Origin of the sequence: Brevibacillus sp. B_LB10_24 (assembly GCF_046036945.1) — a bacterium.
Taxonomy (GTDB): Bacteria; Bacillota; Bacilli; order Brevibacillales; family Brevibacillaceae; genus Brevibacillus_C.
The window spans coordinates 49,593-65,158 of the sequence record NZ_JBJQOQ010000001.1; the positions used below are offsets into that span (position 1 = coordinate 49,593).

Below are 15,566 nucleotides of genomic sequence, written 5' to 3' on the forward strand. Positions count from 1 at the left end.
GGCAGATGCTCCTTTCGCGTGTAGCAAAGATGAGGAGGAACAGGCAAGATGCTGGAATTTGACTTAGAGATGGAACAGTTTGCCCGAATTAAAGTGATCGGATGCGGCGGAGGCGGGAGCAATGCCGTCAACCGCATGATCGCTGCAGGCGTTAGAGGAGTAGAATTTATTACCGTCAACACGGATGCTCAAGCTCTTCACCTGTCCGGTGCCGAGTCGAAACTGCAGATCGGCGAGAAGCTGACTCGCGGTTTGGGAGCCGGAGCCAACCCGGAAGTAGGGAAAAAAGCGGCGGAAGAGAGCCGTGAAATGATCGAACACGCCCTGCGGGGTGCAGATATGGTGTTTGTTACGGCTGGGATGGGCGGAGGCACAGGTACTGGTGCCGCCCCTGTCATCGCAGAAATCGCCAAGGAGCTTGGTGCCCTGACAGTGGGCGTAGTCACGCGTCCGTTCTCCTTTGAGGGCCGCAAGCGTTCGCTGCAAGCGGAGAGCGGGATTGCCAGTCTGAAAGAAAAAGTGGATACACTCATCGTCATTCCCAATGACCGGATTCTGGAAATTGTCGATAAAAACACGCCGATGCTCGAAGCGTTCCGCGAGGCGGACAACGTGCTGCGTCAAGGTGTCCAGGGCATCTCCGAGTTGATCGCCGTACCTGGCTTGATCAACCTCGACTTCGCCGACGTGAAGACGATTATGACCGAACGCGGCTCCGCCTTGATGGGGATCGGTATCGGCAGCGGGGAAAACCGCGCTGCGGAAGCTGCCCGCCGTGCCATCTCCAGCCCGCTGCTGGAGACCTCGATTGACGGAGCACGCGGCGTCTTGATGAACATTACGGGCGGAACGAATTTGAGCCTGTACGAGGTAAATGAAGCAGCCGATATCGTTTCATCTGCTGCCGACCTCGACGTCAACATGATTTTTGGCGCAGTGATCAACGAAGACCTGAAAAACGAGATCGTCGTTACGGTAATCGCCACCGGATTTGAAGAGAAGCAGCAGCAAAGCGCTGCAGAACGCCGTCCCGCGGCAGGCAGCGCCCGTCCGGCACAGCAGCAGCCGTCTGCTTCGCAAACCACCAGAAGCCGCGAAGAAGAAGCCGAGAAGTCCGTCTTTTCGATGAGCAATCTCGACAATCTGGACATTCCCGCCTTCCTGCGCAATCGCCGAAGAAACAAGAAGTAGTCCGGATGATGAACCAAATCGATTTTAAAAACAGCTTATCCTGCCGGGATAGGCTGTTTTTTTGTCCACTCCTTTCTACAAAAAAAGTGCAGGTAAGCTGTCAAGAAGTGACAGACTTTGAATAAACATTGAGATATACTGTCCTTGCCGGACGGGGGTGAGGATGGTGGTTGTCTACCTCGATATCATTTTACTCCTCAATTTTGCGATCGATGTTTTGTTATTGTGGTTTACCGCCTTCTTCCGCAAAGAAAAAATCAACTGGTGGAGATTGGCTGCAGCGGCAGCGTTCGGTACTGCCTATGTCGCCTTTTACTTTTTGCCCGAATTCGCCGGGCTGTTTCAATGGGCGGTCAAGCTGTCTTTCTCCTCAGTGATGCTGTGGATCGCCTTTGGTTTTCGCAGGCTGCTCGGCTTCCTGCAAAACCTCTGCATCTTTTATTTTGTCGCCTTTGTATTCGGTGGCGGGGTATTTGGACTGCATTACCTTTTGGCCTCGCAGAGTGAAGTGGTCGGCGGGATCTTGGCGGTGCACAGCGACAGCTTTGGAGCAGGTTCCAAGCCGACGGCGATCGTGGTTCTGTCCGGTTTTGTGCTGGTCTACTTTCTCAGCCGGCGGAGCTATCAAGCCATCTCGGAACCGAGGCGGTTAGAGGCCTTCCTCGTGGAAGTAGCAGCCAAGGTGGCCGGGGAAAGCGTGATCTGCCGAGGATTGGTTGACACGGGCAACCAGCTCTACGAGCCGATCACGCGGATACCCGTAACGATTATGGAGGCTCGTCTGTTCACTCACCTGCTGCCTGCCGAATTGACCGGTCTGGTCGCCCGGGAGGAGAAGCTGGATAGTCTCGAGCAGATCATTCCCAGGCTGCCGCAAGAGTGGCAAAGCAGGCTGAGGCTGGTTCCCTTTCGCAGTGTATCGCGCGGCATGGATTTTCTTGTCGCAATCAAGCCGGAGACGCTCGTCGTCAGACAAAACGGCAGACGATTTGAAAGCCAGAAGGTTCTCATCGGACTGAATCCAATCCCATTGGCGGCCAACGGCAACTACCAGGCCATCGTTCATCCCGCTCTTTTGCAGGCTGCTGCAGAAGAGGAGTCTAATCTTTTTGAACAGGAGGGCTAGCAATGTACGTAAAAATTCGTCTCTCTGTCCAATTATTCTGGTATCGACTTTTATTGCTGCTGGGTGTCCGCGGAGAAGAGATCTACTACATCGGCGGCAGTGAAGCCCTGCCACCCCCTCTGACCCGGGAAGAAGAAGAAATTCTGCTCGCTCGCCTTCCATCTGGAGACGTGGCCGTACGAAGCATGCTGATCGAGCGAAATCTTCGGCTGGTTGTCTATATCGCCCGAAAGTTTGAAAACACCGGGATCAACATCGAGGACCTGGTCAGCATTGGGACGATCGGTCTCATCAAAGCGGTCAATACATTCGATCCCGAGAAGAACATCAAACTGGCGACGTATGCATCTCGCTGCATCGAAAATGAGATCTTGATGTACTTGCGCAGAAACAACAAGATCCGTTCGGAGGTCTCGTTTGATGAACCGCTCAATATCGATTGGGACGGAAATGAACTCTTGCTGTCCGATGTGCTGGGAACGGAGAACGATACGATCTACCGCAATATCGAAGATCAGGTAGATCGAAAACTGTTGAAAAAGGCGTTGGATAAGCTTACCGAACGGGAGCGGACGATCATGGAGCTGCGCTTCGGCCTCTCCGGTGAAGAAGAGAAGACCCAGAAGGACGTGGCCGATCTTTTGGGCATCTCCCAGTCGTACATTTCCCGGCTTGAAAAGCGAATTATCAAGCGTTTGCGAAAAGAATTCAACAAGATGGTGTAACGCATAATTTCCCACCTCGGGGAGATACTGTTCCTAGACCGTACCAGAAAGTGGATGTCCATTTTGCGGACCCCTCCACTCGGCAGCTAAGGCGCCCGCCACGCGGCCTTTCGACATCCGGAATAGGAACTTTTGCTTCTCCAAGGAGGGAATGACGTGACGCGCAACAAGGTAGAGATCTGTGGAGTAGACACCTCAAAGCTTCCCGTACTGACCAATAAGGAGATGCGGGAACTCTTCGAGCGATTGCAAGGTGGCGAGTATTCCGCGCGTGAAAAGCTGGTGAACGGCAATTTGCGCCTCGTCCTCAGCGTCATCCAGCGGTTTAACAACCGGGGGGAATATGTCGACGACTTGTTTCAAGTAGGCTGCATTGGCTTGATGAAGGCCATCGACAATTTTGATCTGGGGCAGAACGTCAAATTTTCCACGTACGCTGTACCGATGATTATCGGGGAAATCCGCCGCTACCTGCGCGACAACAACCCGATTCGCGTCTCGCGGTCTCTGCGCGACATCGCCTACAAAGCCCTTCAGGTACGGGACAACCTGACGAACAAGCACTCGCGTGAACCGACGATCATGGAGATATCAGAAGAGCTGAACGTCCCCAAGGAAGACGTCGTATTCGCACTCGACGCGATCCAGGACCCCGTCTCGCTCTTTGAGCCGATTTACCAGGACGGCGGCGATCCGATCTATGTCATGGACCAGATCAGCGACGAGAAGAACAAGGACGTGTTGTGGGTAGAGGAAATCGCCCTCAGGGAAGGCATGCAGCGGCTGGGAGAAAGGGAAAAAATGATCTTATCCATGCGCTTTTACGAAGGGAAAACACAGATGGAAGTAGCGGAGGAGATCGGGATTTCACAGGCACAGGTCTCCCGGCTGGAAAAGGCGGCCATCGCCCACATGCAAAAACACGTGCAAATTTAGCCTTTGAATAGAGCTTCCTGCCAGGCGGAAGCTCCTTTTTATGCATTCTATTCTTTTCTTTTTCGTTTACATTCCAGAATGTCTTCCAGATAGGCAGGCAGTGACTTCAAGTGATTTCCAATAAAGGCCCTGTTTTGGCTTCAACGATTTCTGCTGCCGGAGCCATGGACAACTGCGCGGCGGAAATGGCCTTGTCCGGGTGTATGGCCGTGAGCCGTTCCAATTCAGCCGCGACCTTTTCTGTGTATTCTTTTTGCCTCCCCCGCATGATCAGTTCAAACGTATTTTCCAACAAGAACGGCTGTACCTGAATGGCTTTGCCATGCCGCTTGCTGAACAGATGCAAGCGGTTCATGGTGCCGTCTACCGTCTCCGGGTTGGTAAAAACCAGGATGTAAGGCTTGTCGCTTTCGCAGATGAGGTGAAATAAGGGATCGTCAATGGCGATGACGGGAACGGAAGAAAACAGGTTGTCCTCGATCATGGCCGAAAAGTACGTACAGGTGATGAGAATTGCATCTGCACGGCATGCAGTGATCCAATCAAGCGTATCTTTTACTTTTTTCTGAGCGATTTGCGGCGTAAAATCCGCATCCGCTTTGAGCCGGTCCAAGCCAGGATCGACAAAGTGGACAAGTTCAACCTCATAGGGTGCAAGCGCATGTTCTACATGGACGATATTGGAGTAATGGGCGTGAAAGCATCCGATGCTTTTTTTCATCGCAATCTCCTTACTGTTTTTTAGCATCGTAATCGTCTGAAATGTACATGTCAAGAGGACGTCAAGGAAGCTCAAGGGCCAAATAATGGCCTTGCCGGTCTGGTTTCTTGGAGTAAAGCAGCACCCGCCTACATATACATGGTGTATGGAGGATAAAAAGTGGGTGAGCGGTATGGTGAAAATATCGGAATTTCAGACGAAAGAGGTCGTCAACATCCTGGACGGCAAACGTCTGGGACAGATATCCGACCTGGAGATTGACCTTCGGCAGGGCCGGGTCGAAGCGATTATCATTCCCGGTCCGGGAAAGTTCCTCGGTCTGTTCAGCTCTGGAAACGACTATGTGATCCCCTGGAGAAACATTGTAAAAATAGGCAAAGACGTTGTTCTGGTGCGGCTGGAGGAGGCGCTTCGGCTGGAGGCAAAACAGGACGATGAATACCGTGCATGAAGATGCGATCTCACATCGGGCCCGGGCTGCAGAGGCAGACTCGGGTCTCTTGGCCGTGAGGTGGTACTTTTGTACGTGTTGCGGCTTTGGTCGAAACTGGGTAAGATGAGAGTAGCTGAGAACGTGCCGGGAGGTTGTCAAGTTGGAATCATTTGTCAAGTCTGATCATACCCATACGCTCCGCCTGGTCGAGTGGGAGGCGATGCATCCCGGGTTATGCGCGGGTTTTACGCTTCGGACAGGCGGCAACAGCCGGCCTCCGTTTTCCTCCCAGAATCACGGCTTGCACGTGGGGGACGATCCGGCGGAGGTTGCTGCCAACAGGCGACTTCTGATGAAGCGGCTGGGGTTTCCTTTTTCATCCTGGACTTGCGGCGACCAGGTACACGGCACGGCTGCTTGCCGGGTAACGGCAGACAGACGGGGAGCGGGAAGAGAACAGCTGCGGGAGGCGATTCCTTCCGTAGACGGATTACATACAGACCTGCCTGACATCCTGCTCACATCCTTTTATGCCGATTGTGTTCCGCTGTACTTTCTCGATCCCAAATCCAAGGCGGTCGGCCTTGCACATGCCGGCTGGAAGGGCACGGTCGGGAAGATTTCCTCGGAAATGGTCAAGGCATTTGCAAGAGAGTACGGCAGTGATCCGTCCCAACTGCTGGTGGCAATCGGTCCTGCGATCGGCGGGTGCTGCTACCAGGTGGACGAGCGAATTATAAAACAGGTGCAAGCCGCAACCGCTCGCTGGAGCGCGGCGGTGGTGCCAGATAAAGAGGACGGCCGTTATTTGCTTGATTTGCCGCTCCTCAATGAGCTGCTCCTCGAAGAGGCGGGAGTGGCAAAAGAGCGGATTTTGCGTACGGAATGGTGTACGAACTGTCGAAAGGATCTGTTTTTCTCTCATCGCGGAGAAGCGGGTAAGACCGGCCGAATGGCGTCGTTCATCGGTTGGCGAGCGGAAGGGGATGTTACTTAGGATGGAGCAACTTGTGACGAAAGAAATGGTGCAAAACCGCCTTAGGGAGATTGAGCAGCGGATTGAGGCTGCCTGCCGGCGCAGCGGCCGAGACCGGGAAGACGTAAAAATCATCGCCGTCACCAAATACGTCGATGCCGCCGCCGTTGGGGAAATTCTGGCTGCAGGCGTCGGGCATATCGGAGAGAATCGGGTACAGGACGCTTTGCCGAAGTGGCAGTGTTTTGGCGAGAAGGGGACCTGGCATTTTATCGGTCACCTGCAGACCAACAAGGTAAGAGAAGTGGTGGGCCGGTTTGACTATATCCATTCGCTTGATCGAATGTCGCTGGCGGAGGAGATCGAAAAACGGGCAGCGGCTTTGAATATTGTCGTTCCCTGCTTCCTGCAGGTAAATATCTCCGGCGAAGAGACAAAATTTGGGCTAAATCCAGGTGATGTCTTGGCTTTTGCCGAGGAAACCAGTAATATGAAACATATAAGAATTGCCGGACTGATGACGATGGCGCCTCAGGTCGAAAATTCGGAAGCGGTTCGGCCTGTCTTTCGCGGACTTGCGGAATGGCAAAAACGCTTACAAGCCCTGAAGCTGCCTCATGTGACCGTTGAAGAACTGTCGATGGGAATGTCTGGGGATTTTGAAGTAGCGATTGAAGAAGGAGCGACGTTTGTACGCCTAGGCTCCATTTTGGTGCGCCCCTGACAAACCTCGGGGCTGATGGGAGGATGAAGCAGACGATGGGAGTTATGAATAAAATCATGGGCTTTTTCGGATTGGACCAAGAAGAGCTGATCGAAGAGACGATCGAGGAAGAGCGTGAGAAGGAGGAGGTTCACTCCAAGCGGCAGCAGCCGGTAAAAAACAACGTAGTCAGCCTGCATGCGGCCCGGGAGCAGACCGGAATCCGTCTCATGCTGTTTGAGCCGCGGCACTACAGTGATGCACAGGACATAGCGGACAACCTCCGCAACCGCCGGCCTGTCGTCATCAATTTGCAGCGGGTGGAGAAGGAACAGGCGAAGCGGATTGTCGATTTCCTAAGCGGAACGGTGTATGCGCTGAACGGCGACATCCAAAAGGTGGGGGATCACATTTTTGTCTGCACGCCGGAAAACGTCGACATCCAGGGAACGATCTCCGGTGTTATTGAAGAGTAACTACCGTACTTTGAGGTGATTTATGTCCAGCTTAATTTATATCATTAACTTTGCTTTTCAGGTGTACCAGTTTATGGTGATTGCTTACGTTTTGATGTCATGGGTTCCGCAGATGCGCGAAACCCAGATCGGTCAACTGTTGGAACGGTTGGTTGAGCCGTATCTGGCGCCGTTTCGCCGATTTATTCCACCGCTTGGATTTATCGACATTTCACCGATTGTCGCATTGATTGCTTTGACGTTTGCCCGTTACGGTGTGCTGACCTTGCTGGGAATGATTACAGGATACCGCATTGTGTGAGGATGCCGGATGGGATTATACGATCATTTTCGCAAAGAGGAGTTGCCTTTTGTCGAGCGGTCGCTGGAAATATTGGCACAGGTGGAGCGTACACATATAGTACGTCTGACCGATTTTCTCGATCCGCGGCAGTTTGCGATCCTGAAAAGCCTCACTTCACAGGTGCGAGACGTGAAGGTGGAAGGGAACGGCGGTTTCCCTGAGGCTGAACGAGTACGCGCATTGATATTCCCTGATTACATAAGTCCTGACGCAGAGGATTACGGGCTGGCGCTCGTCGAGATCACAGGGGATCAGCGCTTCGTGAAGCTGCAGCATCGGGACGTAATGGGGGCACTCCTTCATATTGGACTAAAACGGGAAAAGTTTGGCGATATCCTGTTGGACGAGACGGGCTGCCAAACGGTGATCGCAAAAGAAATCCTGGAGTTTGCCCGCACGCAAGTCACGCAGATCCACCGCATCCCGGTCGAACTTGTCAGCGTACCATGGACGCAGATGCGGCCGCCGGTCAGAAACCTCGCCGAGAAGAGCATCACTGTGGCGTCGCCGCGCCTTGACGCCGTACTGGGGGAGGTCTATCACCTGTCGCGGGCCAAAGCGCTTGTTCCCATCCGGGGAGGAAAGGTGAAAGTAAACTGGAAGGTGGTTGATGATCCGTCGCATCCTGTTCATGCCGGCGATGTGCTGTCACTTGCAGGCATGGGCCGCTGCAAGGTTGTGGACGTATCCGGGACAACCCGGAGCGGGCGCATTCGCATGACAGTCGGCGTCTTCATCTAGCCTGTGAGAATCCGAAAAAAATGCAAAAAAAGGCAGGAATGTCTTGACTCCTGTCGAAATTCTATGAAAAAACCATTCTGATAAAGGGTGAAGAGGGGTGTTCTTGTGCCTTTGACTCCGTTAGACATACACAACAAAGAATTCAGTACCGGTTTTCGCGGGTACAACGTAGATGAAGTCAACGAGTTTCTCGATCAGGTCATTAAAGACTTTGAACTGTTGACCAAAGAAAAGAAAGAGTTGGAGGAGCGGCTTGCCCTCTTAAATGAACGTGTCGAGCATTATAAGAGCATGGAAGAGAACCTCAGCAAATCCATCCTGGTGGCGCAAGAGACAGCGGAAGAAGTCAAGGCTAACGCCCGCAAGGAGAGCCAGCTCATTTTAAAGGAAGCAGAAAAAAACGCGGATCGGATCGTCAATGAAGCGTTAGCCAAGTCGCGCAAGGTCGCGATTGAGATAGAAGATTTGAAAAAACGGGCTTCCGTCTACCGGATGCGTTTTCGCACGCTGCTCGAAGCGCAGTTGGAGATGCTGGAAAACGGTGACTGGAACGATCTTGAAGAGGCGAATGCCAGCCTCTCGGAAGCATAAGAGCTTGATTTTCTGTCAAAAATGGTGTTATAATTCATAGCAAACTTTTACTTTGACGATGAACGGGACGAGTAAGCAAAAGAAGGCTGCCAAGAGAGTCAGGGGGAGCTGCGAACCTGATCAGTACGCTTTGCTGAATATCACCCGGGAGTTCATATCCGAACGCTTGGCGGCGTAAAATGTGCCTGGCCAGTAGGTGAGCGGGTCATTCTCGTTACGAATGCTTTAAGTGGATCAATAATCTTTGATTCAATAGGGTGGTACCACGGGAGCCTTTCTCGTCCCTAAGGGGATGGGGGAGGTTTTTTTGTTATACGACAGCAAATGGTAGGAGTGACAGTGATGAGTATCGACTATAGCAAAACCTTGAACTTGCCCAAAACGGACTTCCCGATGCGCGGCAACCTGCCGAACCGTGAGCCGGAAATCCAGGCACACTGGGAAGAGATGGACATTTACGCCAGAGTGCAAGAACGCACGAAGGGCCGCCCTTTCTTCGTTCTGCATGACGGTCCGCCGTATGCCAACGGAGACATTCACATCGGGCATGCCTTGAATAAAATTTTGAAGGACTTTATCGTTCGTTACAAGTCGATGGCCGGTTTCCACGCTCCGTACGTACCCGGGTGGGATACGCACGGGCTGCCGATCGAGCAGGCGATCATCAACGCGCAAGGTCTGGATCGCCGCAATATCGAAGTGAGCGACTTCCGCAAACGTTGCGAGGAGTACGCCTGGTCGTACATCGACAAGCAGCGTTCGCAGTTTAAGCGGCTGGGAGTGCGCGGAGATTGGGCCAATCCGTATGTGACCCTGCTTCCGGAGTATGAGGCGCGGCAGATCAAAGTGTTTGGCGAGATGGCGAAAAAGGGATACATCTACAAGGGCTTGCGCTCCGTATACTGGTCGCCTTCTTCCGAGACTGCGCTGGCTGACGCAGAGATCGAGTACAAGGACAAGCGCTCTCCGTCCATCTACGTCAATTTCATGGTCAAAGACGGCAAAGGCAAGCTGGATACGGAAACGGGCGTGGTCATCTGGACGACGACGCCGTGGACGATTCCGGCAAACTTGGCCATCTGCGTACATCCGGAACTGGAGTACAGCGTAGTCAAAGCGGACGGAGCCAAATACCTGCTCGCTTCCGGACTGGTCGAAGCCGCTGCCAAGGAAATTGGCTGGGAGTCTGTCGAAGTGATGTCCACGATTAAAGGATCCGAGCTGGAAGGAGTCGTTACAAGCCATCCGTTCTACGACCGGGAATCGCCGCTGCTGCTCGGCGAACACGTCACGCTTGACGCCGGAACGGGCTGTGTCCACACTGCTCCCGGACATGGTGAGGACGACTTTAACGTCGGGATGAAGTACGACATCGGCGTGCTCTGTCCGGTCGACCACGAAGGGAAAATGACCGAGGAAGCGCCCGGTTTTGCCGGACTGTTCTACGACGACGCCAACAAAGCGGTAACGGAGAAGCTGAAGGAGACAGGAGCGCTGCTGAAACTGGGTTTCATCACCCACTCGTATCCGCACGACTGGCGGACGAAAAAACCGGTCATCTACCGTGCCACCGAACAGTGGTTTGCATCGATCGACGGGTTCCGCCAGCAGCTCCTCGACGCGATCAAGGAAGTTAAGTGGATTCCCCACTGGGGCGAAACCAGGCTGGCCAACATGGTGGCCGACCGCGGCGACTGGTGCATCTCCCGCCAGCGGGTCTGGGGCGTGCCGATTCCGATCTTCTATTGCAAGTCCTGCAATGAGGCGATCATCAACGATCAGACGATTGACCACGTGTCCGAACTGTTCCGCCAAGAAGGATCCCAAGTCTGGTTCTCCCGCGATGCTGCAGAGCTGGTGCCGCACGGGCTGACCTGTCCGAGCTGCGGAGCGAAGGAATTCCGCAAGGAGACGGATATCATGGACGTCTGGTTTGACTCCGGTTCCAGCCATGAGGCCGTTCTGGCCGAGCGCGATGATCTCGTCTGGCCGGCCGACCTCTACCTGGAAGGCTCCGACCAGTATCGCGGCTGGTTCAACTCGTCCTTGTCCACCTCTGTCGCCGTACACGGCAAAGCTCCTTACAAGGGAGTACTCAGCCACGGCTTTACGCTGGACGGCGAAGGCCGCAAGATGTCGAAATCACTCGGCAACGTCATCGTGCCGCAAGAAGTGGTCGACAAGCTGGGAGCGGACATTTTGCGCCTGTGGGTCGCTTCCGTCGATTACCAGGCAGACCAGCGCATCTCTGATGCGATTCTCAGCCAGATCGCCGAAGTGTACCGGAAAATCCGCAATACGTTCCGCTTCCTGCTGGGGAACTTAAGCGGCTTTGAGCCGGCAAAAGACCGCGTTTCCTACGAGCAGTTGAGCGAACTGGACCGCTTTGTGCTGGCAAAAGCAGCCAAAGTGACGGATCGCGTGATCAAGGCGTACGACGAATACCAATTCCATACGGTCTTCCACGCAGTGCATAACTTCTGCACGATCGACCTGTCCGCTTTCTACTTGGATATCTGCAAAGACCGCCTGTATGTCGAGGCTCCTGACAGCGCGAAAAGACGGGCAGCCCAGACCGTGATGTACGACGTCCTGCTCGACTTGGTCCGGCTGGTCGCCCCGATCGTGCCGCATACAGCAGATGAGGTATGGCGCTACATCCCGGGAGTCTCCGAGGCGAGCGTACAGTTGACCGACATGCCGCGCTCCAATGAGCTGCATCTGGCATTTGGCGCCGAGGCGGAGGCTAAGTGGAACGACTTCCTAGAAGTGCGTAACGAGGTGTTGAAAGCGATGGAAGAAGCCCGCCGCCAAAAAGTGTTCGGCAACTCTGTCGACGCCAAGCTGGAGCTGTACCCGGGTGAAAAAGCGTTCCAGACGCTGACGAAGATGGATGACTTGGCTGACCTGTTCATCGTCGCCCATGTCGACCTTCACTCCCCGGCTGAGACGGCACCCGCAGAAGCAATGGCGCTGGAAGGGATTTCCGTACGGGTACTGCCGGCTGAAGGCGTCAAGTGTGAGCGCTGCCGGATCGTCAAACCGGATGTAGGGGTCAACCCGGCATATCCTGAAGCGTGCGGCCGCTGCGCCTCGATCGTAGAAGAACATTTTACCGACGTACAATAGGAATTGATGCTTTGCAAAGCTTCCCTCGCTGGCTGAAACAAATGCCGGTCGAGGGGGCTTTTTTTGCGTTCTCTTGAGGCATACTAGCCAAATAGAACGACAAAGGAAGGTGCTCACATGGACAAGGAGTTGCTCGCGAAGCTCAAGCGGCGTCTGTTGGACGAAAAGGAGAGCCTGCTGGCACGCCTGGAAGAAAATAACCGCTACAACCTGGAGAACCAGATGTCCGAATCCTTCTCCGAGTTTTCCATGTACGACAACCACCCGGCAGATATCGGCACAGAGATGTTCGAACGGGAGAAGGACATCGCTCTGTACTTCCTCGATCGAGAGACGCTGCGGGAGATCGATCAGGCACTGAACCGGATGGAGGACGGCAGTTACGGCTTCTGCAGCGTCTGCGGCCAGCCAATACCGGAGGAGCGGCTGGAAGCAATTCCCCATACCCTTACGTGCAAAGAACACGCTCCTGCCCCCAACGTGAATGATCAGCGGCCGATTGAAGAACAATTTGAAATGCCCCCGTTTGGCCGCTCCTCGCTGGACGAGCGGGACGACGCCAACTTTTTTGACGGAGAAGACGCCTGGCAGATCGTGGAGAATTGGGGGACATCCAGCACGCCTTGGTCTTACGAGGACAACGACAAGATGGATTACAATAACATGATGATTGAATCAGGCGAGCCGGACGGCTTTGTCGAACCCGTGGAGCAGATCGCCTACACCGATATTCACGGCTATCACGGTCCGGACAGCGTCCATTTCAACCGTGGCTACCAATATGAAGAGTACATGGAAAAAGGAGAAGGAAAAGGGAATTCGATTCGTTATGAGGAGTACCTTGAGGAGTTGGAGGATCAGGATGGCGCAGGACCGGGTCTTACGGACATCAGCAATGGTGACGATTAAACAGGTTGACACGTTTCCGCTGCTGTACCGTCTGCCGCAGCCGTACGGCGATGCCAACGGCTACAAAAAATACCGAACCTGCTGCCTGTTTCGCCTGACGACGGAGAGCGGCCTCGTCGGCTGGGGAGAATGCGTCGACTGGCTGCCTACGCTGGAGCTCGGGTTCCGCGAGCGAATAATCCCGTTTTTAATGGGAAAAGCAGCAACAAATCGCCGGCCATTGGTGAAAATAATCAACAAATGGCATCAGCGCATTGCCGCGGGAATCAGCATGGCGCTCACGGAAATCACCGCCAAGGCCGCCGGACTTTCCATCTGTGAGCTCTGGGGCGGCAGATGGCAAGCCCAAGTACCGGTTTACGCTTCTTTTCAATCCTACAGCGATCGGCCTGATTGGCAGCGTCATTCGATCAAGCTGGTCGAACGGGCGGCCGCCGCCGGTTTCGACAAGGTAAAGGTAAAGATCGGCGGGAAGCGGATCGCGGAAGACCAGAAGCACATTCAAGCACTCCAAAGTTCCCTTGCCGGCGCGGTGCAAATCGCCCTCGATGCCAATCAAAGTTACGATGCAGCCTCGGCCATTGAGTGGCAGCGCTTGTTTTCGCAATGGGACAACCTGCTGTGGCTGGAGGAGCCGCTGCCGATGGACCGGACAGCAGATTACAAGCTGCTTCGCTCCCGGCTGTCCATCCCGCTGGCCGGAGGCGAGAACCTGCAGACTGCAGAACAGTTTTTACCCCTGCTAATGGAAGGCGCAATCGATATCGCCCAGCCTGATCCGATGCATTTGGATGGAATTGACAGTTACCGTTCTACTCTGGAGACGATCAGACAATTTGGCTTGCGCGTCTCACCGCATGCCTTTGATGGGGCGCTGTCCCGGCTTTACGCTCTGTTCGCTCAGGCGTGCCTGCCGCCCTGGAGCAAAATGGCCGGCGAGGAACTGGAACCGGTAGAGTGGGACGTGATGGATAACCCCTTCAACCAGCTTGTGCCCCTGGCGCCAAAAGGCGGGAGGGTAACGCTTCCCGACGGAGTTGGACTTGGAGTGGAGCTCGATCTTGAGCGAATCGCTGCCTTTCGCTGGGACGAGAGAACATACATCTAAAGAGACGAGGAGTGGACATGGCTCAAAGCACGAAGAATCTCTTTGGTTTGGCTGGGGTACCGCTGGTCATGGTGCTGGGCAACTCCATGTTGATCCCGGTGCTCCCGACCATGAAATCCGTGTTGCATTTAACGTCGTTTCAGTCCAGTTTGCTTATTACCGCTTTCTCGATTGCCGCAGGAATCGTAATACCGCTTGCCGGCTACCTGTCCGATCGGTTTAACCGGAAAGCGGTCGTACTGATCGCCCTGTCGGTGTACGGAATCGGCGGATTGCTTGCCGGAATGGCTGCGCTCTGGTGGCAAAATCCATATACGTTCATCATGATCGGCCGCGTGCTTCAGGGAATTGGCGCTGCCGGCACGGCGCCGATCGCGATGGCGTTGGTGGGGGACTTGTTTAACGGCGCTGCGGAAAGCAGAGCGCTTGGCCTGTTGGAAACCTCGAACGGATTGGGCAAGGTGCTCAGTCCGATCATCGGCTCTCTGCTTGCCCTGATCGCCTGGTACATGGTGTTTCTCGCCTTTCCGGTCATTTGCGGAATTACGCTCTTGTTTTTCGCCTTCTTCGTCAAGGAAAAGCAGCGAAAGAAAGAACCGATGCCCTTCAAACAGTACCTGGGCTCGATCAAGCAGGTGTTTAAGAAGCATGGCAAGTGGCTGGTTCCCGCTTTTTTCATTGGCAGCATCTGCCTGTTCACGCTGTTTGGCGTGCTCTTTTACCTGTCTGATCTCTTCGAGGAGAAGTACGGCATCGACGGAGTGCTAAAAGGAGGCTTTCTGGCGATTCCGCTGTTGGCGATGAGCATTACCGCCTATCTGTCGGGGGCGATCATCAAAAAGAAGCTGACCCTGATGCGCGTGTTTATCATTTCGGGGATGCTGCTGTTGGCCTTGTCTTACCTGTTGGCCAGCTTCGTGAAAAACGTCTACCTGCTGGTCGGCATTCTGGTCATCGGCAGCATCGGCACCGGAATGATCCTGCCCTGCCTGAACAGCATGATTATCGGGGCCGTCAAAAAATCAGAGCGAGGCATGATCACCTCGCTGTACAACGGCGTCCGGTTTATCGGCGTAGCTGTCGGGCCGCCTGTCTTTACCTGGCTGCTCGGCTTCTCCACCAATGTGATGTTTTACACGATCGCTTCTTTGACGCTCTTGTTTGCCGTCATCGCGTTTTTCTTCATTGCGCCGCAAAAGCACAAGCAGCAGCAAAACGCGGCGGGGCAGGCGAACGCGGCAAAATCGCCGGATGACAACGAAGTCCTCCAGCAGATGAAGGAAGCGGCCGCAGAGGCGAAGGAAGAGCCGGCAGAATTGGATGAAGAAGAGAAAAAACAGCAGGAGATGCATGAGGTTCTCGGCTTTGATCCGGCCAAACCGGTCAGCAGCTTTTTAAAAAGGGGCAGATCCAAATCGAAAACGTAACAGGTCTTGGTCGATGGACGACGCAAGACCT

Annotated in this window: 16 protein-coding genes and 1 other annotated feature; of the genes, 15 read left to right on the plus strand and 1 reads right to left on the minus strand. The window is 54.2% G+C overall.

The features are described from left to right. The first annotated feature begins 48 nt into the window (after positions 1–48). From ftsZ to sigG, 4 genes are all read left to right on the plus strand, one after another. A complete protein-coding gene (gene ftsZ, locus ACI7RC_RS00255) occupies positions 49–1,191 on the plus strand; it encodes a cell division protein FtsZ (protein WP_408106220.1) in 1,143 nt (380 codons plus the stop codon). Positions 1,192–1,357: 166 nt separating this feature from the next. Then, complete coding sequence (gene spoIIGA / locus ACI7RC_RS00260) at positions 1,358–2,317, plus strand: sigma-E processing peptidase SpoIIGA (RefSeq protein ID WP_408106696.1); 960 nt, start codon at positions 1,358–1,360, stop codon at positions 2,315–2,317. A gap of 2 nt (positions 2,318–2,319) precedes the next feature. Further along, positions 2,320–3,042, plus strand: a complete 723-nt coding sequence (gene sigE, locus ACI7RC_RS00265; protein ID WP_019120690.1) for an RNA polymerase sporulation sigma factor SigE — start codon at positions 2,320–2,322, stop codon at positions 3,040–3,042. Between the two features lie 156 nt (positions 3,043–3,198). Next, positions 3,199–3,978: an RNA polymerase sporulation sigma factor SigG gene (gene sigG, locus ACI7RC_RS00270; protein WP_408106221.1), complete on the plus strand. Its 780-nt coding sequence runs from the start codon at positions 3,199–3,201 to the stop codon at positions 3,976–3,978. Positions 3,979–4,084: 106 nt separating this feature from the next. Here sigG and ACI7RC_RS00275 read toward each other — a convergent pair whose 3' ends face one another. Next, positions 4,085–4,699, minus strand: a complete 615-nt coding sequence (locus ACI7RC_RS00275) for a hypothetical protein (RefSeq protein WP_408106222.1) — start codon at positions 4,697–4,699, stop codon at positions 4,085–4,087. Positions 4,700–4,871: 172 nt separating this feature from the next. Between ACI7RC_RS00275 and ACI7RC_RS00280 the strand changes: the two genes are divergently transcribed. The 11 genes from ACI7RC_RS00280 to ACI7RC_RS00330 all read left to right on the plus strand — a co-directional run bounded on the left by ACI7RC_RS00280 (position 4,872) and on the right by ACI7RC_RS00330 (position 15,535). Next, positions 4,872–5,150, plus strand: a complete 279-nt coding sequence (locus ACI7RC_RS00280; RefSeq protein ID WP_408106697.1) for a YlmC/YmxH family sporulation protein — start codon at positions 4,872–4,874, stop codon at positions 5,148–5,150. A 142-nt stretch (positions 5,151–5,292) separates the two neighbouring features. Then, complete coding sequence (gene pgeF / locus ACI7RC_RS00285; protein WP_408106223.1) at positions 5,293–6,129, plus strand: peptidoglycan editing factor PgeF; 837 nt, start codon at positions 5,293–5,295, stop codon at positions 6,127–6,129. A 1-nt stretch (position 6,130) separates the two neighbouring features. Continuing rightward, positions 6,131–6,832 carry a YggS family pyridoxal phosphate-dependent enzyme gene (locus tag ACI7RC_RS00290; RefSeq protein ID WP_408106224.1) on the plus strand — a complete coding sequence of 234 codons (702 nt, stop codon included), beginning with the start codon at positions 6,131–6,133 and terminating at the stop codon, positions 6,830–6,832. A 35-nt stretch (positions 6,833–6,867) separates the two neighbouring features. Next, positions 6,868–7,287: a cell division protein SepF gene (locus ACI7RC_RS00295; protein ID WP_408106698.1), complete on the plus strand. Its 420-nt coding sequence runs from the start codon at positions 6,868–6,870 to the stop codon at positions 7,285–7,287. Between the two features lie 22 nt (positions 7,288–7,309). Then, positions 7,310–7,588 (plus strand): YggT family protein, encoded by a 279-nt coding sequence (locus ACI7RC_RS00300; RefSeq protein ID WP_408106225.1) that lies wholly within the window; start codon positions 7,310–7,312, stop codon positions 7,586–7,588. 9 nt (positions 7,589–7,597) lie between these two features. After that, entirely contained in the window at positions 7,598–8,371 is a 774-nt protein-coding gene (locus ACI7RC_RS00305; protein WP_408106226.1) for a YlmH family RNA-binding protein, read from the plus strand. Between the two features lie 105 nt (positions 8,372–8,476). After that, positions 8,477–8,962, plus strand: coding sequence for a DivIVA domain-containing protein (locus ACI7RC_RS00310; RefSeq protein ID WP_408106227.1), 486 nt, complete (start codon positions 8,477–8,479; stop codon positions 8,960–8,962). A gap of 49 nt (positions 8,963–9,011) precedes the next feature. Next, positions 9,012–9,251 (plus strand) — a binding site (T-box leader). 59 nt (positions 9,252–9,310) lie between these two features. After that, on the plus strand, positions 9,311–12,091 hold the full coding sequence (ileS, locus tag ACI7RC_RS00315; protein WP_408106699.1) for an isoleucine--tRNA ligase: 2,781 nt from the start codon (positions 9,311–9,313) through the stop codon (positions 12,089–12,091). Between the two features lie 117 nt (positions 12,092–12,208). After that, positions 12,209–13,000: a TraR/DksA C4-type zinc finger protein gene (locus ACI7RC_RS00320; RefSeq protein WP_408106228.1), complete on the plus strand. Its 792-nt coding sequence runs from the start codon at positions 12,209–12,211 to the stop codon at positions 12,998–13,000. Then, complete coding sequence (locus ACI7RC_RS00325; protein ID WP_408106700.1) at positions 12,990–14,108, plus strand: mandelate racemase/muconate lactonizing enzyme family protein; 1,119 nt, start codon at positions 12,990–12,992, stop codon at positions 14,106–14,108. Before ACI7RC_RS00320 ends, ACI7RC_RS00325 begins: the two co-directional genes overlap by 11 nt. 17 nt (positions 14,109–14,125) lie before the next feature. Continuing rightward, positions 14,126–15,535 carry an MFS transporter gene (locus ACI7RC_RS00330; protein ID WP_408106229.1) on the plus strand — a complete coding sequence of 470 codons (1,410 nt, stop codon included), beginning with the start codon at positions 14,126–14,128 and terminating at the stop codon, positions 15,533–15,535. Positions 15,536–15,566 lie beyond the last annotated feature (31 nt).